This is a genomic window from Niveispirillum fermenti, assembly GCF_052474395.1.
The window spans coordinates 2549330-2573246 of sequence record NZ_CP156681.1; the positions used below are offsets into that span (position 1 = coordinate 2549330).

The following is a 23917-nucleotide window of genomic DNA, read 5'->3' on the forward strand; positions in this document are numbered from 1 at the left end:
CCAAGAAACATCCGGCGCCGATGCGGGCGCTGTTCAAACGAAAATGGGGAGGAAAGTGATGCGCGGATTTTCGCGTGTGATTCTGGTCGGCCTGCTGGCCAGCACCAGCCAGGGAGCCCTGGCCCAGGAACAGAGCGCGGCCGGTCAGGCCGTGCTGGAAGAGATCATCGTGACGGCGCTGAAACGGTCTCAGCCCCTGCAGGAGGTGCCGGCATCGGTCACCGTCGTGCAGGGTGAGGCGCTGGCGCGCACTGCCATCGTGTCTCTGGACCAGATCACCCAGGTCGTGCCGGGCATCCGCATGCAGTCGGCACCGGGCGGCACGATCAATCCCGTCGTGCGCGGGCTGGGCACCAGTTCCTCCAATGACAGTTTCGAGCAGACCATCGGCCTGTTCGTCGATGGCGTGTTTGCCGGCCATGCCCGCGACTATGCCGCCGCCCTGTTCGATGTGGAACGGGTGGAGATCGTCAAGGGCACGCAGGCAGCCATCCTGGGCAAGAACACGTCCGTTGGCGCGCTGACCCTGACCACGAAGAAGCCCGGTTCGCAGTTCGGCTATGAAGCCAGCTACATGCATGAATTCGAACTGGGTTCCGACATTCTGAATGCCGCGGTGAACCTGCCCGTCAATGACAGTTTCGCCATCCGCGTGGCGGGCCAGTTCGCCGACGAGGGCGGCTGGATACGCAATGCGCTGACGGGGCAGGACGAACAGTCCAGCAACCGCAAGGCCATCCGCGCCACGGCACGGTGGGAGCCCAACGACGTGCTGGACTGGACCGTGTCAGCCCAGGCGCATTGGATCGACCGCGATGGCCAGACCTTCTATGCCGGGGCGGACACGCTGGGCCGGCTGGCCGAAACTGCCGCCATGTACGGCGACCCGGCCTTCACCGCCGCCATCCGTGATGTCAGCCGTGGGACCGTACGTCCGGGTTTCGAGAAGATTTTCGATTATACCCAGGGCTGGCGCACCAACTCGACCATCAATCTGGCGCTGGGCGACCACACGTTGACGGCCGTCACCGGTTATGCCGAATATGACATGAAGCGTCTGATCAACCCGGCGGGTGTGCGCCAGGCGCCCGTGCTGCGCGGCGCGACCGAGCATAATGAGAGCTTCGGCCAGGAACTGCGCCTGACCTCCCCCGAATATGAGCGGTTCAGCTACATCGCCGGTGCCTATTACTACCATGACAAATGGGGGAACTTCGATTACCTGGATGTCCTGCCCCAGGTCGGGACGCCGTTGAACGGCGCCGTGGCCACCAACCAGGAATACAAGACGGAGGCGATTTCACTGTTCGGCCAGGTGAATTATGCCGTCACCGACGCTCTGGACCTGACGCTGGGCCTGCGCAGCGACAACCAGAAGAAGCGGGTCGATTACACGCGCACCATCGTGCGGCCCGGGCTGCTGGCGACGGCGGCCTATCCCGCCTTTGTGCCGACGCGGATGAGCCGCAAGGATGATTTCGTCGATTACTCCACCTCGCTCAGCTACAAGCTGACGCCGGATGCCATGCTTTATGCATCCTATGCCACGGGCAGCAAGGGTGGCGGCTTCCAGGCGTCGCCCAGCACGATCGCCACGGCCGAGTTCGGTGATGAAGGGGCCAAGACGGTCGAACTGGGTGGCAAGTTCAGCTTCGGACGCGGCACCGTGTTCAACGTCGCCCTGTTCCAGACCCGCATTTCCGATTACCAGATCGCCATCAATACGGGTGCTGGCTTCGTGGTCCGCAATGACCAGATCCAGTCGCGCGGCGTGGATGCCGAACTGAACCTGGCCCTGACCCCGGACCTGTCCTTTGCCACCAGCGTCACCTATGCCGACGTTGAAAAGCGTGGGGCGCTGCCGGCCAATTCGATCGGCGGCATCCCCTTCGCCCCAAAGCTGACCGGCACGGTGCAGGTCAATTATGACACGGCGCTGGACGACCACTATTCCCTGAACGCCAATGCGCTGGTGGAATTCCGCACCCGTCAGCATATCATCGACCTGGCCAACGCCGTCATCCCGACATCCGGCAGCTATGCCAAGATGAACCTGCGTGTCGGCGTTGCGCATGATCCGTCGGGTATCGAACTGGCGCTGGTGGGCAAGAACCTGACGGATCGGCGTGTGGTGAATTATGGTTACAACGCCTTCGCCCAGGCCGGGGCGGCCATCATCTCCACCGACCCGTCGCGGACCATCGGCCTGCAGGTCTCCATCCGGCATTGACAATAGGGGATAAGGGAAGCATGCGCCCGTCCGATGAAGGGATCAGCCGCCGGCAATGGCTGGGGGGTGCCGCCGCCCTGGCCGCCACCGCGATGCCGGGCTGGAACGTGGTGGCGGCAACGGACCGCCGCCCACCGAACATCATCTTCATCATGGCGGACGATCTCGGCTATGCCGATATCGGCTGCTATGGCGGGCGTATCGTTCCGACCCCGCATATCGATGCCATCGCCGCCGGTGGGGTCCGTCTGACGCAGGCCTATGCCAATTCATGCGTCTGTTCGCCGACCCGGTTGGCCCTGCTAACCGGCCGGTACCAGTACCGCCTGCCGCTGGGGCTGGAGGAACCGCTGACAAGGGCGCAGGTGGGTCTGCCATCCGGCATCGCCAGCCTGCCCGGACTTCTGGCCGCCCGTGGGTACCGGACCACACTGGTCGGGAAGTGGCATCTGGGAGAAGCGCCGTTCCCCGGTCCGCTGGAAACCGGCTACCAGCATTTCTACGGCATCAAGAAGGGTGGGGCGGACTATTTCACCCATCTGGCCTATGGCACGCCGGCAAAGGGGGAAGACGGGCTGTTCGACGGGGATGTGCGGTCCGGTGATGCCGGTTACCTGACCGATCTGCTGACCGACCGGGCCGTGGCGGAGGTGCAGGCCGCCGCGACAGCCGGACAGCCCCTTTTCCTCAGCCTGCATTACACCGCCCCGCACTGGCCCTGGGAGGGGCCGGAGGATGAGGCGGTGGCCCGGACGCTCACGGACATACGCCATCATGATGGCGGCAGCCTCGCCACCTATGCCGCCATGCTGGACAGCCTGGACCGTGGGGTCGGGCGGGTGATGGACGCGCTGCGGCAGGCAGGGCTGGCCGATGACAGTATCGTCATCTTCACCAGTGACAATGGGGGGGAGCGTTTCTCCGATGTCTGGCCCCTGATCGGCATGAAGGGTGAATTGCTGGAAGGGGGCATCCGCGTGCCCTGTCTGGTTTCCTGGCCCGGCCGCATCAAGGCGGCCGGCACCAGCCGGCAGGTGGCCGCCAGCATGGACTGGCTGCCCACGCTGCTGGCCGCCGCCGGGGCGCCGGATGGCGGGGCGGGGGAATGGGACGGGATCGACCTGCTGCCCGTGCTGACCGCTGCGGAACCGGATATCCCGCGCACCCTTTTCTGGCGCCACAAGCAGGGGGAGCAGGTGGCCGTGCGTCATGGCGACTGGAAATATCTGCGTCGCGGCACGCGCGAGGCCCTGTTCGACCTGTCGGCAGACGAACGGGAACGGGCCGACCGGCTGGCTGTGGAATCCGCCATCACCGCCGACCTGAAAAAGCGGTTCCACGAATGGAACGGCACCATGCTGCCCTATACCGAAACCACCTACAGCTATGATGCCGGCGCGTATGCGATGGACCGGCCGTAAGAGCCGGCTTGGAAGCGGTTCCGGCCGTCCGGCAATCGCTCCGCACCCTACAGGGAGATGATGACGATGTTCATGTTCGACCCCGCCGATCCGGCCTTCATCGCCGATCCATACCCCACCTATCGCCGGTTGCGGGACGAGGCGCCTGTATATCAGGACCCGGACAGCGGCCTGTGGCTGATCACCCGCTATTCGGGAGTTGAGCGGGCCGTTACCGACTATCCCGTCTTTTCGTCCGCCCATGGCAATGTCGTGCAGGACAGCCCGACGCGGGTCGGCAAGACCCTGGGGTCCATCGACCCGCCGCGCCATGACGAATTGCGGCGTATCATCCAGCGCGGGCTGGGCAATGCCCGGATCGAGGCCATGCTGCCCGGCATCCGGGCCGAACTGGCAGAGCGCATGGCGGTCCTGTCCGACAGGCGGGAGTGTGATTTCATCGCCGACATCAGCCAGCCGGTGCTGTTCGGCGCGCTGGGGCGCATGCTGGGCCTGGATGCCGATGCCGCCGTGCGGGCCACCGAACTGACCAAGGGGCTGTTCCATCAGGATGACGGGCCCTTCGGGTCGGTCCTGGCACCGGAAACCTTCCAGGACATCGCCGCCTTCCTGCGCGATCAGTTGGATAACCGGCGCCAGGAGCGCGGCGACGATCTGATCTCCGTCCTGCTGGATGCGAAGGAGGATGGGGCCCCCTTGAGCGACGAGGAGATCGTGGCCAACGTCTCCACCGTGCTGATGGCGGGCAACGCCTCCATCGGCCATTTCTTCCCCAACCTCATCCATGCGCTCTGGTGTCATCCGGACCAGCGGCGGATAATGCTGGAGGACCCCGGCCGCATCTCCGCGGCGATCGAGGAGTCCGTGCGTTGGGACACCTCCACCCAGTGTTTCGCCCGGCAGATCGTGCAGGAGGTGGAGATCGATGGCACGCGCATCCCGGCCGACAGCCGGGCGGTGGTGTTCTACGCTTCGGCCAACCGTGACGAGCGGGTGATCCCCGATCCCGACAGGTTCGATATCGGCCGGGCGCGCGTGCGTCATTTCGGCTTCGGCATGGGGCCGCATTTCTGCGCGGGGGCGAATGCCGCCCGCACCATCCTGAAGGAAGTGATGCGCGAGTTGATGCCGTTCCTGGGCGAATATGAACTGGATATCGCGCGTGCCACCCGCGTGCGTCACATCATGGTGCGCGGCTTCGCCAATCTGCCCCTGTCCTGGTGACCGGCATGGGCGGCGAGGCGGAACAGCCCGTTCCCCTGCTGGTGGAACGGGATGGGGCGGTGCTGCGGCTGGTGCTGGACCGGCCGCAGGCGGGAAACGGGATCAGCCTAGCCATGGCGCGGGCCCTGATGCGGGCAGCCATCGCGGCGGACGAGGATGAAACCGTGCGCTGCGTGCTGCTGACGGGCCGTGGGCGCCTGTTCTGCGCCGGCGGCGACATCCATGAGTTCGCGGTGGCCGGTGACGGCATCGGCGCCTATCTGAAGGAGGTGACGGCCTGCCTGCATGCCGCGATCATCCGCTTGCTGCGCATGCCGAAACCACTGGTGGTCGCCGTCAATGGCCCGGCCGCGGGGGCGGGGTTCAGCCTGGCCATGGCGGGCGACATCGTGCTGGCATCGGCCCGCGCCCGCTTCATCCCGGCCTATGGCGCCCTGGGCTATACACCCGATGGCGGCTTGTCCTGGCTGCTGCCGCGGCTGGTCGGGTTGCGGCGGGCTCAGGAAATCCTGCTGGCCAACCGCGCCCTGACGGCGGAGGAAGCGGTCGGCATCGGTCTGGCCACGCGCATCCTGACGGAAGACGATCTGGAAGCCGCAGCCCTGGAACAGGCCCGGACCCTGTCCTCCTGCGCCACCGGGGCCCTGGGGCGCATGCGTGGCCTGCTGCTGGATGCCAGCCAGCCGCTGGAGGCCCATCTGGACGCCGAAGCCCGCGCCATTTCGGCCAGCGCGCGAACGGCCCACGGACGGGAAGGGGTTGCCGCCTTCCTCGCCAAACGCCTGCCGGATTTCACCGCCGTCTGAAAAGAGCGTGCAAGACCTTAATTTAGGGGAAGTCGATCTATCATGCCCACCCTTATCATCATCACCCGCGACGGCCGGGAACGTGCCGTGGAAGCCGAGGCCGGCCTGTCTGTCATGGAAATCGTGCGTGACAGCGGTATCGATGAAATGCAGGCCCTCTGCGGTGGTTCCTGTTCCTGCGCCACCTGCCATGTCTATATCGATCCTGCCCATATCGACCGGTTGCCGCCGGTTGAAACGGACGAGGGCGACCTGCTGGACTGCGCGGCGGAACGGCGGGTGACGTCACGCCTGTCCTGTCAGGTCCGCTTCGACACGGCCCTGAACGGCATGCGCGTCACCATCGCACCGGAGGACTGATCTCGACACTGATCCCGCCGGCGAACTGAACGATCGCCGGTGCGATTATATGATGCCGGTTGCCGTCAGACCACCATACGCCGGTAAAGATGCCAGGTGGCGTGCCCCAGGATCGGCATGATGAAGGCCAGGCCGACGAACAGCGGCAGACTGCCCAGCAGCAGCAATCCAGCCACCATCAGTCCCCAGATGGCCATGGGAAACGGATTGTGCCACACGGCCCTGAACGAGGTGACGATGGCATCAAGCATGCCCACGTCACGGTCCAGCATCATGGGGAAGGATACGACGGTCAGCGTCAGGACCAGCATCGCGAACAGCAGGCCGGCACCATTGCCGGCGATGATCATCGTCCAGCCTTCGCGCGTGCTCAGCAGATTGGCGATGAAATCGGCCATGCCGGCATGGGGCAGAGTGGCCATCGTCGCCGCATGAATGCTTTCCGCCACGGCCAGCCAGGCGATGAATACCGCCAGCAGCACGGCCCCCAGCCACGCGATGGACCAGAGCGACCGCGAATGCCGCACGTCCAGCGCATTGCGCCAGGTTACGTCGGCGCCAAGTTCCCGTTGCCGGCTCAACTCGTACATCCCCAGCGCCGCCAGCGGCCCCATGATGGAAATGCCGGCCAGCGCCGGGTAGAGCAGGGGGAACAGGTCGGCCTGGGCCGCGGTGGCGGCGGCCAGCACCCCGACCAGCGGATAGATCATGCCAAGGAACAGAAGCTGCGTGGGTGCGGCCATGAAATCCTGCACGCCCAGCGACAGGGCCTGCATCAGGTCCTGCACGCCAATGCGCCGGATGCCCGGCATAGACAGGGAGCGATCCTGATTCAGGGATCGGTCCGTATTCAGTACCGCCCGATCGGCGGCCATCCGGTAAGCCATCGCGTCGACCCTCCCGACAGGCCGGCCCAATGATCCCGGTCCGGGCAGTCATGTGCCACGGCGGAAGGGCCGGCGGGACGGTTCGGCCGGGAAGCCCGGCAGGGGGCCGCGATGGCGCCATTATCCATCGCGCAACGGATGATCGGTGGGCGATCGGTCGAACCAGGTGCGACAAATTATAGCACCAACACCCATCCCTGCACGGAAAAATACGTCGGCGCGAAACCACCGGCTACCATGCTTCGCCGTGTCAGGTTTCCAGGGCGGCTTCCTGTTCGGCGCGCTTCTTCTCGATCCGCCGGGCCATGAACACCGACACCTCGTAGAGCAGCAGCAAGGGAACGGCCAAGCCGATCTGGCTGATCACATCGGGCGGCGTGAGGATGGCAGCGGCGATGAACACGCCGACGATGGCATAGCGCCGCTTTGACGCCAGCCCGTCTGCCGTCACCAGCCCGACGCGGGCCATCAGGGTCAGCGCCACGGGCAGCTGGAACGCCAGCCCGAAGGCGAAGATCAGCGCCATGATCAATGACAGGTAATCGGCCACCCGTGTCTCGGCCTGCACAGCCAGGGTCGTGGCCGTTGCCTCCGCCTCGAAGCTGAAGAAGAATTTCAGCGCCATCGGCATGATGAAGAAATAGACCAGCGCCGCCCCCAGCAGGAACAGCACGGGCGTGGCCACCAGGAAGGGCAGGAATGCCCGGCGTTCATGCTTGTAAAGGCCAGGCGCCACGAACTTCCAGAATTGCGAGGCGATGATGGGGAAGGCCACCATCGTCCCGGCCCAGAACGCCACCTTCATCTGCGTCAGGAAGAATTCCTGCGGTGCCGTGAAGATCATGCGCCGTTCATTGGCTTTCACGCCCAGCGCCTGGACCAGCGGATGCATCAGGAACTGATAGATATGGTCGGCCACGGCAAAGCACGCGATGAACGCCAGGAACAGGGCGCCCAGGCTCCACATCAACCGGTTCCGCAACTCGATCAGATGTTCGAGCAGCGGCATCTTGCCGGCGTCCAGTTCATCCTGTTCGGTGGGTTCGCTCAAGGTTGCTTATCCTTGGTGGGGTCCGGCGATGCAATGGGGGCGGGGGCCGGCTGTGTGTGCGTGTCCGGGGATGGCTCATCACGGGGCATCGGTGGCAGCGGCGACGCGATGCTGGCCATATCCGCCGCCGCCTCACTTGAAATATTAGCCGCCGCTCCGCTTGACCTGTCCATCGCCGCTCCGCTTGCCATATGCATCGCCGCTCCGCTTGCCGTATGCATCGCCGCTCCGCTTGCCGTATCCACCGCCGCTCCGCTTGCCGGCGTGCGCGCGCCGATGGCCTCGGTGGAGGTTGTTGCGGGCTGGGGGGCATCACCCTTGGCCGGGCTGGTGAAGTCGTCCACCGTCAGCGACTTGCGCAGGCCGCCGTCGGGATCGATGCTCTTCTCCAGTTCGTCGTTCAGGTTGAAGTTCCGGGCCTGCTGCACCTGCTTGCGCAGGTCCTCCAGTTCGGCCTGACGGACCATGTCGTCGACATTGTTCTGGAAGTCGCGGGCCATGGACCGGGCCCGCGCGATCCATTTGCCCAAGGTGCTGAGCGCCTTGGGCAGGTCCTTCGGACCGATGACGACCAGCGCCACCACGGCAATGATCAGAAATTCCGACCAGGCGATATCAAACATGTCCGATCAGACCTTGGTCGTCGTTTCGTCGATCCGGACCGGGGCCGGTGGCGATGAGGCCGGACGATCCCTGGCCACGTCACCTTCCGGGTCCGACATGCCGGATTTGAAGCTGCGGATGCCCCGCCCCAGGTCGCCCATGACCTTCGGCAGCTTGCCGGCGCCGAAAATGATCAGGATGATCACAAGGATCACCAGGATTTCCCAGACGTTCAATCCACCCATGGATCACTCCACCTCATGCGACACGGCAAGACCGGGGCCCGGCCGAAAGGCGCGGGATCATGGCAGAAACGAAACACTGCCGCAATCGGGCCGGCTGTCATGGCCGAGCAAAGACGAAAGCCTGCCGCGGCTCCAGCATGACGGACACATGGCTGCCATCCGCTGGCAGGAAATGACCCGGCGCGCGGGCGTGCAGGTGATGGGACCGGCCTTCCCGGTCCGTGACCCGCAGATGCACCAGACTGGTGCGGCCCAGCAGGCGCGACGCCTCCACCTGTGCCAGGTTGGGCACGCTGGCTGCACCCTCGTCCTCTCCTGTCAAGGCCAGGCGCAGTGCCTCCGGGCGGATCAGCACCTCCACCGCCTGGCCTTCCCCCATGCGCGGGGCCGGCAGGCTGCCGACAGGCGTATCGACCCGGCCCCGGCACACCCGTCCCTCCAGCACGTTCACCTCGCCGAAGAAACTGGCGGCAAAAGCGTCGACGGGCTTTGTGTAAAGCGCCGTCGGCGAGCCCACCTGCACCAGCCGGCCGTCACGCAGCAGGACGATGCGGTCGGCCAGGAACATGGCCTCTTCCGGATCGTGGGTCACGATCATGGTGGCCGCACCGCTGCGCTTCAGCACATGCAGCGTTTCGTCGCGCACGCTTTCCCGCAGCCGCGTGTCCAGCCCTGAAAAAGGCTCGTCCAGCAACAGCACGGACGGGCGTGGCGCCATGGCCCGGGCCAGCGCCACGCGCTGCTGTTGCCCACCCGACAGGGCATGCGGATAGGCCTTGGCATAGGCTTCCATCCCCACCTGTTCCAGCGCGGCCATGGCGCGCCCGGTCCGGTCGGCGGCGGGCAGGCGGTTCAGGCCGAACCGCACATTGTCCAGCACGGTCAGATGCGGGAACAGGGCATAATCCTGGAAGACCAGCCCGATACCGCGCCGCTCCGGCGGCAGGGACTGGCCCGGCCGGGCGATCATCTGGCCGCCGATGGCCACGGCGCCGTCCTGCAGGATCTCCAGCCCGGCCGCCAGCCGCAGCAGGGTGGATTTGCCGCAGCCGGAAGGCCCGACCAGACAGACGATCTCCCCCGGCGCGATCGATACAGAAACATCATCCAGGGCGCGCTTGGCCCCATAATGATGTGTCACCTTGTCCAGGGACAGTGCCGGCAGGGCGACGGGCGGATGATGCGGGCTGGCGGCGTCCAGCGGCGGCGGGCGGCCGTGCGGCCCGTGGCCGGTCCGTCCCCCGTCCTTCTCATCGCTGCGCGGCGGCGGGACCCCGGCCCCGCTTGTCCTGTCGCTGATCGTCGTATCCATCCTGGCCGACGCTTTCTTTCCATCGTCGCCCCGTGAGGCGTCGCCCGCAAGGGGCCCAAAAGTGATGGGTCATACTTAGGATGCCGCCACCCTCTTTGCAAACCGTTATTAACTGCCTGCCCGTCATGTGGTCGTTCCGGCCCGTCCGGTGCGGGTCCGATCAGCGGGGTTTCCCTTCTGCACCGGGTTTGTGGCACTGTGCGCCGCAGTGAAGACGACAGGAACGGAAGCATCCCATGGATATGGCTGGCGAATACCGACTTCCGGCCGGACGTGCCGCGGTGTGGGCGGCCCTGAACGATACAGGCATGCTGCATCGCTGCATTCCGGGCTGCGAGGAACTGGAAAGGCTGTCGGACACCGAACTGGCGGCCAAGGTGAAGGTGAAGATCGGCCCCGTCAGCGCCCGGTTCGCCGGCCGCGTCACCTTGTCCGATATCGACGCCCCCAACGGCTACCGCATCACGGGCGAAGGGCAGGGCGGGGCCGCCGGCTTCGGCAAGGGCGGCGCGCTGGTCACGCTGGAAGATACCGGTGACGGCGGCACGCTGCTGAAATACACCGCCGAGGCGACAGTGGGCGGAAAGCTGGCGCAGATCGGGTCCCGCCTGGTCCAGGGGGCGGCCCGCAAGCTGGCCGATGATTTCTTCGCGGCCTTCGCCCAGGCCATGGCCGACGACCCGGCATAGGACGGCCTCTGGCAAATCCATATCCGGCTGCCTATGTGAAACCCTGGTCCCGCCCTGAGAACAGCCCCCATGTCCCCTGAACCCGACGACAGCGCCGCCATCCTTGCCCAGGCCGCAGAATGGCTGGCTACCGGATCGCGCGTGGCGCTGGCATCCGTCATCGCCACATGGGGATCGGCCCCACGACCGGTGGGCAGCCTGATGGCCGTCACGACCGACGGTGCCATGGCCGGTTCCGTTTCCGGCGGCTGTATCGAAGGTGCCGTTGCGCTGGAAGCCGTGAAGGTGGTGGAGGAGGGGGAGCCACGCATCCTGTCCTTCGGCATCAGCAATGACATGGCGTGGGAAGTGGGGCTGGCCTGTGGCGGGAAGCTGGATGTCTATCTGGAGCCCCTGGCATGAAGCGGCGCATTCTGGAAGCATTGCGCCGGGCTCAGGCCGATCGCCGGCCCGTGGCGCTGGTCACCGACCTGGGAACGGGCTTCCAGACCCTGGTCGGCGCCGATGGCCGCCAGCAAGGCGATGCCGGGCTGGAGGAGGAATTCCTGCCCGGCGTGCTGGATGCCATCCGGCGTGACCGCCGTGGCATCGTGGAATTCTACGATGGCCGTTTCTTCATCAATATCTTTCCCCCGCCATCGCGCCTGCTGATCGTCGGCGCGGTGCATCTGGCACAGGCGCTGGCGCCGGCGGCAAGGCTGGCCGGCTATGATGTCACGGTGATCGATCCACGTCGCAGCTTTGCCACGCCGGAACGCTTTCCCGACACACGCCTGGTGCTGGAATGGCCGGATGAGGCGTTGGACATGCTGGCACCGGACGCGCGAACGGCCATCGTCACCCTGTCGCACGATCCGAAGTTCGATGATCCGGCCCTGGTCCGCGCGCTGGCCGGCCCGGCCTTTTATATCGGTGCCCTGGGCAGCCGCAAAAGCCACGCGGCCCGGCTGGAGCGGCTGCGGGCGCAGGGGCTGGCTGATGATGCCCTGACCCGCATCCATGGTCCCGTCGGGCTGGACACCGGTGCCGTGACGCCGGGGGAAATCGCGGTATCGATCCTGGCGGAAATGACCCTGGCCCTGCGCGGCCCCAAGCACAGGGCAGGTTGAGCCGATGTGGTTCGGGTCCCTTGCCGTGGCCGAGGCCGAAGGCGCCATTCTGGCCCATGCTGTCCACCATGCCGCCGGCCGATTTGCCAAGGGGCGTGTCCTGGGCCGGGAAGACATCGAAAGGCTAATACAATCCGGAATCGAAACGATTATGGTGGCGCGCCTCGATGCGGGTGACATCACGGAGGATGCGGCCGCGACACGCATCGCCGCCCGGCTGGCTGGACCTCATCTGACGATCAGTGCCGCCTATACGGGCCGGGTCAACCTGTTTGCTGCCCAAGATGGGCTGGCGACCATCGATGCCGCGACGATCCATGCCCTGAACCGCACCGATGAGGCGGTGACCATCGCCACCCTGCCCCCCTTCACACCCGTCCGCACCGGGCAGATGCTGGCCACCATCAAGATCATTCCCTTCGCCGTGCCCGAAGCCATCGTTTCGGCCCTGGAATGGATGCTGGCGGGTGCCGGGCCGGTCGGTGTGGCCCCCTGGGCCGGCTTGTCGGCCAGCCTGATACAGACCATGCTGCCGGGCACGAAACCGGCAGTGCTGGACAAGAGTGTTCAGGTGACGCGCGACAGGCTGGCGGGGATCGAGGCGGATCTGGCGCAACAGATGCGTGTCCCGCATGAAGTGGGGGCGCTTGCCAGCGCCCTGCGTGAGGCGGAAGGCGATCTGGTACTGGTCATCGGTGCATCGGCCATCACCGACCGTCGGGACGTGATCCCCGCAGCATTGGAAAGGGTGGGGGGCACGGTCCGGCATTTCGGCATGCCCGTCGATCCGGGCAACCTTCTGCTGCTGGGGGAACTGAACGGGCGGCCCGTGCTGGGCCTGCCCGGCTGCGCACGTTCGCCAAAGCTGAACGGCGTTGACTGGGTGCTGCAAAGGCTGGGGGCCGGCCTGCCCGTCGATGCCGCCGCCATCATGGCCATGGGTGTTGGCGGATTGCTGGCGGAGATGCCGGGCCGGCCCCTGCCGCGCGCCATGGCAACATCCACACCCCGCGCACCGCGCATCGCCGGCCTTGTGCTGGCCGGCGGGTTCGGCCGGCGCATGGGGGGAGAGGGCAACAAGCTGCTGCGTCCCTGGCGGGGCAAGCCCCTGGTCCGGCATGTGGTGGAAGCAGCAATGGGCGCCCAGCTCTGTGCCGTAAGCGTGGCGACCGGCCATCAGGCCGCAGAGGTCCGTACCGCGCTGGAAGGAACAGGCGTGGATTTCACCCACGCGCCCGACCATGGACAGGGCCTGTCGGCCACCCTGAAGGCCGGGCTGGCAGCCTTGTCCGACGATATCGATGGCGTTCTGGTGCTGCTGGGTGACATGCCCCGCATCGGGTCCGCCACCATAGACCGTCTGGTGGCCGCCTTTTCGCCGGAGGATGGGCGGGCCATCATCGTGCCCACTTGCGGCGGGCGGCGCGGCAACCCCATTCTGTGGGACCGGTCCTTTCTCCCGGAAATGCAGGCTCTGACAGGCGATACGGGGGCCCGTTCCCTGCTGATCCGCCATGCCGCCGCCCTGTGCGAGGTGGCGGTGGAGGACGAGGGCATCCTGCTGGATGTCGACACGCCGGAGGCGCTGGCGGGCCTGTAACCGCCCCGAAAGTGCCGCTTCACAGGTCGCCTGCAAAAGTTTCCGTCCTGCTGGGGGCCCAAATCAGGTATTGAGGCGGCTGATCCCGTCGGTTTCCCCGTGCAGAGTATACCCCATGCCCGCCAACATCCTTGAAGCGCAAGTCGCCAAGCGCCGCACCTTCGCCATCATCGCGCACCCCGACGCGGGCAAGACGACGCTGACGGAAAAGCTGCTGCTGTTCGGCGGCGCCATCCAGATGGCCGGCGCCGTGAAGGCCCGCGGGGAACAGCGGCGTGCGCGTTCGGACTGGATGAAGGTGGAACGGGAACGCGGCATCTCCGTCACCGCATCGGTGATGAATTTCGATTATGCCGACCGGACCTTCAACCTGGTGGACACGCCGGGCCACGAGGATTTCTCCGAGGACACCTATCGCACGCTGACCGCCGTGGACAGCGCCGTCATGGTGATCGACGCCGCCAAGGGCATCGAGGCGCAGACGCGCAAGCTGTTCGAGGTGTGCCGCATGCGCGACGTGCCCATCATCACCTTCGTCAACAAGATGGACCGAGAAGCCCGCGATCCATTCGAACTGATGGATGAGGTGGAGCGCGACCTGCAGCTTGAGGTCACGCCGGCCTCCTGGCCCATCGGCTCCGGTTCCGATTTCCGCGGCTGCTACGACCTGATCCGCGATCGGTTGATCCTGATGGATCGCCGGTCTGGCGACGTGGCCACCGACGGCATCGAATGCCATGGCGTCGATGATCCCCGGATCGATGAGTTGATCCCCGCTGACCAGGCCGCCAAGCTGCGCGAGGATGTGGCCATGGTGCGCGAACTGTGTCCGCCCTTCGATCTGGAAACCTATCGGGAGGGTCACCAGACCCCGGTCTTTTTCGGGTCCGCCATCAATAATTTCGGTGTGCGGGAATTGCTGCTGGGCCTGGCCGAGTACGCACCGCCACCGCGCCCGCAAAAGGCTGATGGCCGCGCAGTGGACCCGGCGGAGGGCAAGGTCACGGGCTTCGTGTTCAAGGTGCAGGCCAACATGGACCCCAACCATCGCGACCGCATCGCCTTTTTCCGCCTGTGCTCGGGCCATTTCAAGCGCGGCACCAAGCTGAAGCATATGCGATCCGGCAAGCTGCTGGCGGTCAACAACGCCGTGCTGTTCCTGGCCCGCGACCGGGAACTGGCCGAGGATGCGTTTCCCGGCGATATCATCGGCATTCCCAACCACGGCACCCTGCGCATCGGCGACACGCTGACCGAGGGGGAGGATCTGCGCTATACCGGTGTACCCAGCTTCGCGCCGGAACTGTTGCAGCGCGTGCGCCTGGACGATCCGATGAAGGTCAAGCACCTGCGCAAGGCGCTTGAGCATTTCGCGGAGGAGGGGGCTTCACAGGTGTTCAAGCCCGTCATCGGCGCCGACTGGGTGGTCGGCGTTGTCGGACAGCTCCAGTTCGAGGTACTGGCCGCCCGGATCGAGGCTGAGTATGGCATGAAGGCGCGGTTCGAAACCGCCGGCTATGACGCCGCCCGCTGGGTGGAAAGCGACGATCCGGTGGCGCTGAAGGCATTCATCGACAGCCGCCGCGCCGACATCGCGGAGGATCATGATGGCGCGCTGGTCTATCTGGCCCGCAACGGCTGGCAGTTGAACCGCGCGCAGGAGGATTTTCCCGCGCTGCGTTTCCTGAAGACGCGCGAGCAGAACAAGACCGTCACCACGGTGGCTGCCTGACGCGCAGCCACCGGACCATCCGGCCGCATCAGGCCGCCTTTGCAGCGGCACCGTCACTGGTCAGCAGGTCCAGGCAGGCCATGCGCACGGCCACGCCCAGTTCAACCTGCTGAAGGATCACGGAACGGTGGATATCGTCGGCCACAAGGCTGTCGATCTCCACGCCGCGGTTCATGGGACCGGGATGCATGATCAGTGCGCCGGGCTTGGCCAGCGCCAGCTTGTCGTAATCCAGCCCGAAAAAGCGGAAATATTCCCGCTGGCTGGGCAGGAACTGCCCCTGCATGCGTTCAAGCTGCAGGCGCAGCATCATGACGATGTCCGCATCCTTCAGGCCCGTCTTCATGCTGTGATGCACCTCCGCCCCCATCCGGTCGACGGCACCCGGCAGCAATGTGGGGGGGGCGACAACGCGGACATGGGCGCCCATGATGTTCAGCAGGTGGATATTGGACCGCGCCACGCGGCTGTGCAGGATGTCCCCGCAGATCGCCACGGTCAGGCCCTTCAGGGTGCCCAGGTTGCGCCGGATGGTCAGGGCGTCCAGCAAGGCCTGGGTCGGATGCTCGTGCTGGCCGTCCCCGGCATTGATCACCGCGCAGTTCACCTTGTCGGCCAGAAGCTTCGGCGCCCCCGAATCCTGGTGGCGCACGACCAGCGCATCCAGGTGCATGGCGTTCAGGGTCGTGGCCGTGTCGATCAGGGTCTCGCCCTTCTTCACCGAGCTGCCATCCACTGCCATGTTGATGGCATCGGCACCCAGCCGCCGCGCGGCCAGTTCGAAGCTGGTGCGCGTGCGCGTCGAATTCTCGAAGAACAGGTTGACGATCGTCTTGCCGGCCAGCTTGCCGTTGACCTTGTTGGCGGAGCGATTCTGCTCGACATAGCGGTCGGCCGTGTCCAGCAGCAAATTGATCTCCGGCGCCGTCAATCCCTCGATACCCAGAAGGTGGCGATGGTTGAAGCGGTCGGCGCGGGCATCGATGTCATGCGGATGGGCGGCCATGGGTAACATGCTCTCCGGCGGCGTGGATCGGCGGGGCGGGACTATGGTGGCACGCCCCGCCCCTGGCAAGCGTCAGAAAGACCGGTCCGGCATGAATGGCGCGGGGTTCAGCCCGCTTTGCCGGCCACCCCATTGGCACGGAACCATTCCAGGCAGCGCTTCCAGCCATCGGCCGCCATCTCCGGCCGGTAGCTGGGGCGATAATCGGCATGGAAGCCGTGCGGGCCTTCCGGGTAAAGGTGGATATGGCTTTCTGTCTTGCCGGCAGCGGCCAGGGCTGCGCGCATCTTTTCCACATCCTCCACGGGGATGCCGCCATCCTTTTCGCCGTAAAGGCCCAGAACCGGGGCCTTGATCCGGTCGGTCAGTTCCACCGGCACCATGGTTTGCAATGCCGTGGCAGGCGTCGCCAGCCGGCCGTACCAGGCTACGCCCGCCTTCACGTCCGGGCTGTGGGCAGCATAAAGCCAGGTGGCGCGACCACCCCAGCAGAAGCCGGTGACGCCCAGGCGGGAAGCATCGCCACCATCCTGCCCGGCCGCCCAGGCGACGGCAGCGTCCAGGTCGGCCATGACCTGCGCGTCCGGCACCTTGCTGACAATGTCGGCAATCAGCTTGGCGGTATCGGTATAGGCGGCGGCATTGCCCTGTCGCGCGAACATTTCCGGCGCCACAGCCAGATAGCCTTCCCGGGCGAAGCGGCGACAGACATCCTTGATATATTCATGGACCCCGAAGATCTCCTGGATGACCAGTATGATGGGGAAGGGGCCCTGGCCCGCCGGCTTGGCACGATAGGCCGGCAGGCTGCCGTCGGCGACGGGAATGGCGACTTCTCCCGCCGCCAGCCCATCGGCCGGTGTGGTGATGGTCTGCGCGGAAACCGGCAGCGTGGACAGGGCGAAGCCACTGGCCAGGGTGGTCATGGCGAATATCCGTCTTGTAAGGGTGGGGTTCAGCGGCGACAGAAGACACTGGGCTTCGGCGTGGATACGCTCCATCGGGCTCCTCCCGTGATCCATGGCTGGCAATGGGCAGGCAGGATAGGACATGGGAACGGTTACGCAACCGGTCATTAGGCCGATTGGGCTTGCCGTCCGATGCCGGTTGCGCGCATTGTGGCATTGGACTTCCCGCGGAACACAACATGACCGCCGACGCGAAATCAGAGCTGTTGCGCCAGATCCGCGCCATCCGCCGCCGCATCGATCCCGATGTGCTGGCCAGGGCCGAGCGCGCCGCCCAGGCGGCGGAGGCGGCCCGCACCGTGCCGCCCGACCAGGTGCCCTATGACAAGGATGCCGCGCGTGAGGTGGTGGCCAGCTTCCTGCGCGCCCGCAACGATGGCGGCCGGTTCGCCATGGCACTGATGGAGAATTTGCGCAAGCCGGACGCGGCGGCCAAGGCCTATGCCAAGCCGTCTCCCGCGACCCGCCCCGGCGGCCGACGCATCTGAAGCCTGGCTGCATGTATCCGGGCTCGATCGCAATGACACGGCGGACGCCTGTCGCCTCATCATCCCCAACCGGTCGTGCAGCAGCCATGGCGTGCGTCTGGCTGCTGACAGCCTTTTCGGTGTTAGTGCCGGCGGCGGCGGCCGGTGATGTCCTGCGGCTGCTGATGTCCGAAAGCCTGCCGCCGCCCTATCTCATCCAACTGGAAGGGGAGGCGGAGCCGACAGGCCTGACCGTTGATCTGTGCCGGAAGGTTGCCGCCCGCCTGGGTTACGGCGCCAGTGTTCGCGTGGCACCGCCCAAGCGCGTGCCTGAACTGATGCGGGCAGGGGAAGCGGACATGCTTTGCCATGTCTCCCCCAACTGGTATCCCTATCCGGAAGAGATGTGGTTCGGCCGGCGCCTCTACAGTGCCGACAATGTCTTCATCGCAGCACGCGACGCCGAACCGGTCTGCGAAGAATGCGCCATTCCGCGGGAAGTCGCGACTGTCATCGGCTCCGATTACGGGGAACGGGTGGACATGGCTTTTGCCAGCGGACGGTCGGCCCGACGCGATGTCCGGTCGGAAGAAAATGTTTTCCGCCTCATCCAGTATGGCCGCATGGCCTATGGGATCGTACCGGAATACACGTTCCATTATTTCGCAGGCCACAATCAGGATATGGCCATCAAGGGGCATGCCTACCGTTTCAACATCACAGTGGGCGTGCCACGAAGCGGCCCGATCGGTGAGGCTGAACTGCTGATCGCCACAGCTTCCATCCGCCTTCCGCAGGACGTCGACCCAGCCTTCCGGCCCTATCTCGGGCTACCCGGCATTGAGCCATGATAGACGGGTGCAGATTAACCGTCTGATTATAAAGAAGAGTCGCACTTCAGAATAGAATCCACCTCACCCAAACGGGTGTCGCCCAAACGGGAAAGATTGATAATGTGTATTATGGAAATTTAAGGCAATTTTAAAAGTGTTGCGTTCTGGGTGATCTGATCACCTGATCAGCGCAATCGGCCTATTACGTAAACGGCATGAAGATATTGCCATGTTCGGACACGCCGTGGACATGGATACTCATAGTGCTCATGATGGTTAGCATGCGCGACCGAAAACCGGCGCGCGGCGCCTCAGCGACGCAAGCGCGCCGGGACCGGTCGTCGCCGCACGGTGTTGTAAACCGCGACCGGACCCAGCCGTTAGGCTGGGCTTGTAGACTTGGGCGGGTGGTCTAACGGAGATGGAAATGCGCGCGACCGTTATCAAACTTGGGGATAGCTATGCCATTCAGATTCCTGCGGCCATTGTGCAGGAAATGAATTTGAAGGAAGGAACACCGGTGGAAATAGCCGCATCCCCGACAGGCTTGAGAGTTACGCCTGTGCAACAGCGTTTCAGCCTGGAGGAGCTCGTGGCGCAGATGCGGCCTGAAAATCAGCATGACGAGTATTTCTTGGATAAGCCAGTTGGTGCGGAGATCGTTGAATGGAGAGACTAGCCTTCGGATGCTCTGCTTTCCATTTCTGAAATCCTGCATCCCCACGGACCACTACGGGTAATTAGAACTTAAACGTTGCGATGTTTGTGTTTTGTGCGACCATATTTACCTATGGCAAGACTCAGACTTCGACATCCCGCAGTTCCGTCATCGCTCCGCGGCTATATCTTGGTAGACGCGCTCGGGCTGCCCCGCTATTGGGCGACGATCTGGGCGGACGTGCTGAAGGCCGGAATCGAAGATGGCACACGGAGTGTCTATCTCGCCGCCGTCGAGCGCCTTTATCAGTCTGTCATCAATCAGTCCGGCGAAGATTGCCTAGACTGCATGCTTGCCAGGCAGGACTTCCGTGGTGTTGAAGCGGCTTTGTCAGGGTTTTTGACGTCGTTGCGAAACAGCAGCGCTGTCGATGGTGCAGATCGAGCAGCAACGTGGAAGTACGCTTTGATGTTCGTCCAGGACGTCATGACGCATATGGGGCCCGTTGCCGATCAACGGATGGGCGCGATCGACGCCAATCTGGTGCGTCTGGACAGGCTATATTCCCAGATTGCGCCGACGCATCCAAAACCAGCAGCACCAATTAGGGCATTGCCTGCGGTCGTAATTGAGGATCTCCACCGCCTGTTCGCGCCAGCCTCACCTGACAATCCGTTCCGATCGGAGGATCTAAGATGGCGTAATTTTCTGATTTTCCTCGTCTTTTTGCACCTTGGGCTTCGCCGGGGCGAAGTTCTGATTCTGCCAGTCAATGCGGTGAAGGAGGATTACGATCCAACATCTGGCTTGACCCATTATTGGATGAATGTCGACGAGACCCTCGATGAAGATAGCCGGTTTGACGCCCCGAGCCTGAAAACCAAACATTCTCGACGTCAGCTGCCGGTTTCCAAGGTGATCGTCGCCCTGGCAGATCGTGTCGCGGTCAACCATCGGTTCAAGGCGTTGCATCCCTTTCTGTTTTCCTCGCAGCAAGGCAAGCCACTCGCCATCCGCTCCGCGACCAGTATTTTTGAGCAGGTGAGTTCCGCTCTGTCGGATCGTTCCCGCAAGGCACTGGCTAACCGTGGCAAAACCAGTGTAACGGCGCATGATCTGCGACACACCTGCGCAGTCTACCGGCTTGCACGCTACCGCGGCCAGGGAGACGACATGGATACCGCAATCGAGAAACTTCGCGTTTTCTTCGGCTGGTCGCCCACATCCGAGATGCCGCGGCACTACGCCCGGTCATACTTTGAGACCAGTCTCCAGGAGGTCTGGGAAGACAGCTATGACACGTTCGTCGAGACGATCCGAACCATCGACGGAGTGCCCCCATGACCGGTCTGCCCAACCAACTGTTGGACCGCGTAGGGTCAGTCTTGCAGGTTCTGCCGCCCCTTCCCTCTGCCCTGCGCTACCATGATGACTACTTGGATGAAATGCATTCCTTGCGTGATCTTGCAGACGAGAAATGTTGGCCTATCCACTGTGATGGTCAGACATCTATGTTGGATTTCAGACGGCTATCAGAACCATTTCGACATCTATTCAAGCATTTAATTGTGGATTTTCTGGGAAAATCAGACGTGACCTACGTCACCATTCTGTTTTCTTCAATGTCGAGATCCATTGAAAAGTTGGGGGACGAACTCCTATTAAATTGTATAATTCTTACGCCTCCAAAATTTAGATCATACTGGATGGAGAAAATATCCCCAGCATTATCTAGCGTTGAGGCAAACGCACTTAAGTCTATGCTTAGATCGTTTTGTACATTGCACATCGGATCCTGGCAAATTGGCCTAGAAAATTACATAGCACAGCTACCTGTTGTCAAATCTGATGTTTATAGAACTGAACCGCGCCGGGATTGTCGGCGGCAAAAGTTCGTGAGTCATGCTGCCATTTGCTGAATGCTCACGGCGTCATGATAGCGTTGTTCGGCCTCTGCGGGCGGGATATTTCCGATAGGCTCGAGCAGGCGTCGGTTGTTGAACCAGTCGACCCATTCGAGGGTTGCGTATTCCACGGCTTCAAAGGATTTCCACGGTCCTCGCCTGTGAATGACCTCCGCCTTGTAGAGGCCGTTGACGGTTTCGGCCAAGGCATTGTCGTATGAATTGCCGACGCTGCCGACCGACGGTTCGATGCCGGCCAGCCCCAGCCGCTCGGTGTATCGGATGGACAAATATTGGCTGCCCCGGTCCGAATGGTGAACCAGTCCGGATTTCCCCTTCGGTCGGCGCTGGTGCAGGGCCTGCTCCAGGGCATCCAGGACAAAACCGGCGTCGGCCGTCCGGGACACTCGCCAGCCGACGATCCGCCGGGCAAAGGCGTCGATGATGAAAGCCACATAGACGAACCCGCTCCAGGTGGACACATACGTGAAATCAGAAAGCCACAGTTGATCGGGCCTGTCCGCCCGGAATTGCCGGTTCACCCGATCCAGCGGACAGGGTAAGGCCTTGTCGGCAATGGTGGTTTTCACCGGCTTTCCACGGATGGCACCGCGCAGGCCCATCTCCCGCATCAGCCGCGCGACCGTGCAGCGCGCCACCTGGATGCCCTCGCGCTGCAACTGCCGCCACACCTTGCGCACCCCATAGACCTGGAAATTCTCTTCGAACACCCGGCGGATAGCGGCCTTCAAGCCGATATCGCGCTGTGCCCGCGCCGGCAGTTTGGCCCGATCAGCGGCGCGGGCCGCATGCCGACGCACAGTTGACGGGGCGATTGGCAAAACCTCGCAAATCGGCTCGACCCCGTATTCCTGGCGGTGGGCATCGATGAAGCCCAGCATCATTTCTGTCGGCGGTCGAGCTCCGCCATCGCGAAATATGCCGATGCCTTGCGCAGGATCTCATTCGCCTGGCGCAGCTCACGGATCTCCCGCTCCTGCGCCTTCAACTTCTCCAGCACATCCAGCGGAATGCCAGCACGGCTGCCGCTTTCTACCTCGGCTCTCTTGACCCATTCATTCAGCGTGTGCGCCGAACACCCGATCTTGGATGCCACGGATGAAACTGCCGCCCATCGCGACGGATGATCCTTCTCGTGGTCCAGCACCAGCCGAACAGCCCGCTCGCGGACCTCAGCCGAAAATTTGTTCGTTGTCTTGCTCATCGTAGCCCCATCCTCTCAGGAGTTGGAGCCGCCGACAATCCCGGACCGGTTCACCTACAGCTTTTGGACCTCTATGATGGGAAGGACTTCGACTTCATAAATGAACTTGTTCGAGAAGAGACCGGTGAGGATATGATCTCCGTCGGCCCCGACCTGCTCGCGATGGGGCTGCTCTCAGATTGGAGGCCGCGAGAAAGGCGCATCCGACGCTCTGCCTTGGGTGATCTGATCTCCCGTATGATGCAACGAGATCATAATCCTCCGATCAACCGGATATGAAACGCTGAGATAGGCTCATGGAACACCCATCCCGCCAACGTCCCCGTGCCCTTTCAGGACACGCGGCGTCGTTCCAACGAGACAGAGAGCCTGGGCTGCCTCATCCACGTCAACCGGTCTGCCGGCCGCACCAACGTACTCGACTTCCTGCGCCTCCAGGGCAAACGGATGCACGTCATCGCCTGGAACATTCTGGCAGGAGCGAGGCGACTTGGATCAGTAAGTACGTGGAGATTGACCGGCGTCGACGGAAAATTTTTGGGCTCCAGCACCATCAGAGGTGCAACAGCTGTATCTAGTTAGCTTGCAACACCATATAACAGTGCCACAGCACTCGCATCAAAGCAAAACAAGCTATCTGCTTGAATTTTTTACCTTATCAAGGGCCTGCATTTACGCAACACTAAGCGAAATCGCCTTAATTGGAAATACCCGGAGCGGTTTTGGCTGTGTAAGGGACGTAAACGACGTTGCGATTCTGGCACATCCAGGCACGTCGTGAACATTGATATCCGTAGTGTCCACGATGGTTGGCATGCGCGACCGAGGTCCGGCGCGCGGCGCCTACGCGACGCAAGCGCGCCGGGACCGGTCGTCGCCGCACAACGTTTCGATCTGACCAGGACCCAGCCGCAGGCTGGGCTTGTAGGCTCTGGAGTAAACCGCAACACGGTTCAAATCTCTGACGGTGCGCTTGCTTCCTGCGATGGGCTTGGCATCAGCTTGAAGAACTGCTCGCATTTTTCGAGAACGGCCTCGATCGACGACGTTCGGAAGACTTCGGCGCGCCGTCGCGGTCCTGGATGTCGGCAGTGTGGATGAGGGCATGGACGAGATTGCCTTGGGTGTCGGTGAGGTTATGGCGCTTGCGTCCTCTGATCTTCTTCCCGGCGTCATATCCCCTCGGACCGCCGGATTCCGTGGTTTTGACGCTCTGGCTGTCGATCACGCCAGCGGTTGGGCTGGCATCACGGCCTTGTTGCTCACGCATCGCCATCAGCAGGACATGGTTGACCGTGAGCCACAGACCATTGTCACGCCACAGGTAGAACCAGCGCCGCACCGTCGAGACCGGCGGGAAACAAGGCAGCAGCATCCGCCAAGGCAGGCCGCCGCGCAACAGATAAAGGATCGCCTCCACAATCCGGCGCAACGGCCATTTCCGCGGACGCCCGACAGAGGACGCAGCAGGCAGCAGCGGTTCCAGCAAAGACCACTCCGCTTCGGTCAAATCGCTTGGCAAAGCAAGGCCGTTGCGGGCATGAAGGGCGCGGGTGGTATCAGTCCACATCAAAGATGCACGGTTGG

General features: G+C 63.7%; 22 protein-coding genes, 1 pseudogene and 1 other annotated feature. Of the genes and pseudogenes, 14 read left to right on the top strand and 9 right to left on the bottom strand.

Annotation, left to right across the window (positions count from 1 at the left end; genetic code table 11):
- The first annotated feature begins 58 nt into the window (after nt 1–58).
- The 5 genes from ABC728_RS23020 (at nt 59) to ABC728_RS23040 (ending at nt 6041) form a co-directional block, all read left to right on the top strand.
- A complete protein-coding gene (locus ABC728_RS23020; RefSeq protein ID WP_416620386.1) occupies nt 59–2230 on the top strand; it encodes a TonB-dependent receptor in 2172 nt (723 codons plus the stop codon).
- A 20-nt stretch (nt 2231–2250) separates the two neighbouring features.
- Nucleotides 2251–3651, top strand: a complete 1401-nt coding sequence (locus ABC728_RS23025; protein WP_416620385.1) for a sulfatase-like hydrolase/transferase — start codon at nt 2251–2253, stop codon at nt 3649–3651.
- A 66-nt stretch (nt 3652–3717) separates the two neighbouring features.
- On the top strand, nt 3718–4875 hold the full coding sequence (locus tag ABC728_RS23030) for a cytochrome P450 (RefSeq protein WP_416620384.1): 1158 nt from the start codon (nt 3718–3720) through the stop codon (nt 4873–4875).
- A gap of 5 nt (nt 4876–4880) precedes the next feature.
- Nucleotides 4881–5681 (top strand): enoyl-CoA hydratase/isomerase family protein, encoded by an 801-nt coding sequence (locus ABC728_RS23035; RefSeq protein ID WP_416620383.1) that lies wholly within the window; start codon nt 4881–4883, stop codon nt 5679–5681.
- Nucleotides 5682–5723: 42 nt separating this feature from the next.
- On the top strand, nt 5724–6041 hold the full coding sequence (locus ABC728_RS23040) for a 2Fe-2S iron-sulfur cluster-binding protein (protein ID WP_416620382.1): 318 nt from the start codon (nt 5724–5726) through the stop codon (nt 6039–6041).
- A gap of 65 nt (nt 6042–6106) precedes the next feature.
- Here ABC728_RS23040 and ABC728_RS23045 read toward each other — a convergent pair whose 3' ends face one another.
- The 5 genes from ABC728_RS23045 to ABC728_RS23065 all read right to left on the bottom strand — a co-directional run bounded on the left by ABC728_RS23045 (nt 6107) and on the right by ABC728_RS23065 (nt 10139).
- The gene (locus tag ABC728_RS23045; protein ID WP_416620381.1) at nt 6107–6853 is read right to left on the bottom strand and encodes a DUF2189 domain-containing protein; all 747 of its coding nucleotides are present in this window, start codon (nt 6851–6853) and stop codon (nt 6107–6109) included.
- A gap of 325 nt (nt 6854–7178) precedes the next feature.
- Nucleotides 7179–7979 carry a twin-arginine translocase subunit TatC gene (gene tatC, locus ABC728_RS23050; protein WP_416620380.1) on the bottom strand — a complete coding sequence of 267 codons (801 nt, stop codon included), beginning with the start codon at nt 7977–7979 and terminating at the stop codon, nt 7179–7181.
- Nucleotides 7976–8602, bottom strand: coding sequence for a Sec-independent protein translocase protein TatB (tatB, locus tag ABC728_RS23055; RefSeq protein ID WP_416620379.1), 627 nt, complete (start codon nt 8600–8602; stop codon nt 7976–7978). The genes tatC and tatB overlap by 4 nt, the downstream gene beginning before the upstream one ends.
- Nucleotides 8603–8608: 6 nt before the next feature.
- The gene (tatA, locus tag ABC728_RS23060; protein WP_416620378.1) at nt 8609–8827 is read right to left on the bottom strand and encodes a twin-arginine translocase TatA/TatE family subunit; all 219 of its coding nucleotides are present in this window, start codon (nt 8825–8827) and stop codon (nt 8609–8611) included.
- 97 nt (nt 8828–8924) lie between these two features.
- Nucleotides 8925–10139: an ABC transporter ATP-binding protein gene (locus ABC728_RS23065; RefSeq protein ID WP_416620377.1), complete on the bottom strand. Its 1215-nt coding sequence runs from the start codon at nt 10137–10139 to the stop codon at nt 8925–8927.
- Nucleotides 10140–10375: 236 nt separating this feature from the next.
- Between ABC728_RS23065 and ABC728_RS23070 the strand changes: the two genes are divergently transcribed.
- The 5 genes from ABC728_RS23070 (at nt 10376) to ABC728_RS23090 (ending at nt 15269) form a co-directional block, all read left to right on the top strand.
- The gene (locus ABC728_RS23070; RefSeq protein ID WP_416620376.1) at nt 10376–10828 is read left to right on the top strand and encodes an SRPBCC family protein; all 453 of its coding nucleotides are present in this window, start codon (nt 10376–10378) and stop codon (nt 10826–10828) included.
- A gap of 69 nt (nt 10829–10897) precedes the next feature.
- Nucleotides 10898–11230: an XdhC family protein gene (locus ABC728_RS23075; protein WP_416620375.1), complete on the top strand. Its 333-nt coding sequence runs from the start codon at nt 10898–10900 to the stop codon at nt 11228–11230.
- The gene (locus ABC728_RS23080; RefSeq protein ID WP_416620374.1) at nt 11227–11937 is read left to right on the top strand and encodes an XdhC family protein; all 711 of its coding nucleotides are present in this window, start codon (nt 11227–11229) and stop codon (nt 11935–11937) included. Before ABC728_RS23075 ends, ABC728_RS23080 begins: the two co-directional genes overlap by 4 nt.
- A gap of 151 nt (nt 11938–12088) precedes the next feature.
- Nucleotides 12089–13537: an NTP transferase domain-containing protein gene (locus ABC728_RS23085; protein ID WP_445376513.1), complete on the top strand. Its 1449-nt coding sequence runs from the start codon at nt 12089–12091 to the stop codon at nt 13535–13537.
- A 115-nt stretch (nt 13538–13652) separates the two neighbouring features.
- Nucleotides 13653–15269 (top strand): peptide chain release factor 3, encoded by a 1617-nt coding sequence (locus ABC728_RS23090; protein WP_416620371.1) that lies wholly within the window; start codon nt 13653–13655, stop codon nt 15267–15269.
- A 28-nt stretch (nt 15270–15297) separates the two neighbouring features.
- On the opposite strand, the gene ABC728_RS23095 is transcribed toward ABC728_RS23090, so the two are convergent.
- Together ABC728_RS23095 and ABC728_RS23100 are read right to left on the bottom strand one after the other, a co-directional pair.
- On the bottom strand, nt 15298–16275 hold the full coding sequence (locus tag ABC728_RS23095; RefSeq protein WP_416620370.1) for an aspartate carbamoyltransferase catalytic subunit: 978 nt from the start codon (nt 16273–16275) through the stop codon (nt 15298–15300).
- Between the two features lie 107 nt (nt 16276–16382).
- The gene (locus tag ABC728_RS23100) at nt 16383–17276 is read right to left on the bottom strand and encodes a dienelactone hydrolase family protein (RefSeq protein ID WP_416620369.1); all 894 of its coding nucleotides are present in this window, start codon (nt 17274–17276) and stop codon (nt 16383–16385) included.
- Between the two features lie 146 nt (nt 17277–17422).
- Between ABC728_RS23100 and ABC728_RS23105 the strand changes: the two genes are divergently transcribed.
- From ABC728_RS23105 to ABC728_RS23120, 4 genes are all read left to right on the top strand, one after another.
- Nucleotides 17423–17731: a hypothetical protein gene (locus ABC728_RS23105; RefSeq protein WP_416620368.1), complete on the top strand. Its 309-nt coding sequence runs from the start codon at nt 17423–17425 to the stop codon at nt 17729–17731.
- Nucleotides 17732–17817: 86 nt separating this feature from the next.
- Entirely contained in the window at nt 17818–18561 is a 744-nt protein-coding gene (locus tag ABC728_RS23110; protein WP_416620367.1) for a substrate-binding periplasmic protein, read from the top strand.
- 409 nt (nt 18562–18970) lie between these two features.
- A complete protein-coding gene (locus ABC728_RS23115; RefSeq protein ID WP_416620366.1) occupies nt 18971–19222 on the top strand; it encodes an AbrB/MazE/SpoVT family DNA-binding domain-containing protein in 252 nt (83 codons plus the stop codon).
- A 168-nt stretch (nt 19223–19390) separates the two neighbouring features.
- Nucleotides 19391–20545: a site-specific integrase gene (locus ABC728_RS23120; RefSeq protein WP_416620365.1), complete on the top strand. Its 1155-nt coding sequence runs from the start codon at nt 19391–19393 to the stop codon at nt 20543–20545.
- Nucleotides 20546–21101: 556 nt separating this feature from the next.
- On the opposite strand, the gene ABC728_RS23125 is transcribed toward ABC728_RS23120, so the two are convergent.
- Both ABC728_RS23125 and ABC728_RS23130 read right to left on the bottom strand, forming a co-directional pair.
- A protein-coding gene (locus ABC728_RS23125) for an IS3 family transposase (RefSeq protein WP_445376514.1) occupies nt 21102–22330 on the bottom strand; the annotation gives its coding sequence in 2 pieces (ribosomal slippage) (nt 21102–22036 and nt 22036–22330; 1230 coding nt in all).
- Nucleotides 21933–22049 (bottom strand) — a sequence feature (AL1L pseudoknot). It overlaps the preceding gene by 117 nt.
- 1060 nt (nt 22331–23390) lie before the next feature.
- Nucleotides 23391–23900: pseudogene (locus ABC728_RS23130) on the bottom strand (IS5 family transposase); the annotation flags it as partial.
- Between the last annotated feature and the right edge of the window lie 17 nt (nt 23901–23917).

Excerpts from the sequence above, each read along its gene's own strand:
- ABC728_RS23020 (WP_416620386.1), top strand. The coding sequence starts at position 59 with ATGCGCGGATTTTCGCGTGTGATTCTGGTCGGCCTGCTGGCCAGCACC.
- ABC728_RS23025 (WP_416620385.1), top strand. The coding sequence starts at position 2,251 with ATGCGCCCGTCCGATGAAGGGATCAGCCGCCGGCAATGGCTGGGGGGT.
- ABC728_RS23030 (WP_416620384.1), top strand. The coding sequence starts at position 3,718 with ATGTTCATGTTCGACCCCGCCGATCCGGCCTTCATCGCCGATCCATAC.
- ABC728_RS23035 (WP_416620383.1), top strand. The coding sequence starts at position 4,881 with ATGGGCGGCGAGGCGGAACAGCCCGTTCCCCTGCTGGTGGAACGGGAT.
- ABC728_RS23040 (WP_416620382.1), top strand. The coding sequence starts at position 5,724 with ATGCCCACCCTTATCATCATCACCCGCGACGGCCGGGAACGTGCCGTG.
- ABC728_RS23045 (WP_416620381.1), bottom strand. The coding sequence starts at position 6,853 with ATGCCGGGCATCCGGCGCATTGGCGTGCAGGACCTGATGCAGGCCCTG.
- tatB (WP_416620379.1), bottom strand. The coding sequence starts at position 8,602 with ATGTTTGATATCGCCTGGTCGGAATTTCTGATCATTGCCGTGGTGGCG.
- tatA (WP_416620378.1), bottom strand. The coding sequence starts at position 8,827 with ATGGGTGGATTGAACGTCTGGGAAATCCTGGTGATCCTTGTGATCATC.
- ABC728_RS23065 (WP_416620377.1), bottom strand. The coding sequence starts at position 10,139 with ATGGATACGACGATCAGCGACAGGACAAGCGGGGCCGGGGTCCCGCCG.
- ABC728_RS23070 (WP_416620376.1), top strand. The coding sequence starts at position 10,376 with ATGGATATGGCTGGCGAATACCGACTTCCGGCCGGACGTGCCGCGGTG.
- ABC728_RS23075 (WP_416620375.1), top strand. The coding sequence starts at position 10,898 with ATGTCCCCTGAACCCGACGACAGCGCCGCCATCCTTGCCCAGGCCGCA.
- ABC728_RS23080 (WP_416620374.1), top strand. The coding sequence starts at position 11,227 with ATGAAGCGGCGCATTCTGGAAGCATTGCGCCGGGCTCAGGCCGATCGC.
- ABC728_RS23085 (WP_445376513.1), top strand. The coding sequence starts at position 12,089 with ATGGTGGCGCGCCTCGATGCGGGTGACATCACGGAGGATGCGGCCGCG.
- ABC728_RS23090 (WP_416620371.1), top strand. The coding sequence starts at position 13,653 with ATGCCCGCCAACATCCTTGAAGCGCAAGTCGCCAAGCGCCGCACCTTC.
- ABC728_RS23095 (WP_416620370.1), bottom strand. The coding sequence starts at position 16,275 with ATGGCCGCCCATCCGCATGACATCGATGCCCGCGCCGACCGCTTCAAC.
- ABC728_RS23100 (WP_416620369.1), bottom strand. The coding sequence starts at position 17,276 with ATGGAGCGTATCCACGCCGAAGCCCAGTGTCTTCTGTCGCCGCTGAAC.
- ABC728_RS23105 (WP_416620368.1), top strand. The coding sequence starts at position 17,423 with ATGACCGCCGACGCGAAATCAGAGCTGTTGCGCCAGATCCGCGCCATC.
- ABC728_RS23110 (WP_416620367.1), top strand. The coding sequence starts at position 17,818 with ATGGCGTGCGTCTGGCTGCTGACAGCCTTTTCGGTGTTAGTGCCGGCG.
- ABC728_RS23115 (WP_416620366.1), top strand. The coding sequence starts at position 18,971 with ATGCGCGCGACCGTTATCAAACTTGGGGATAGCTATGCCATTCAGATT.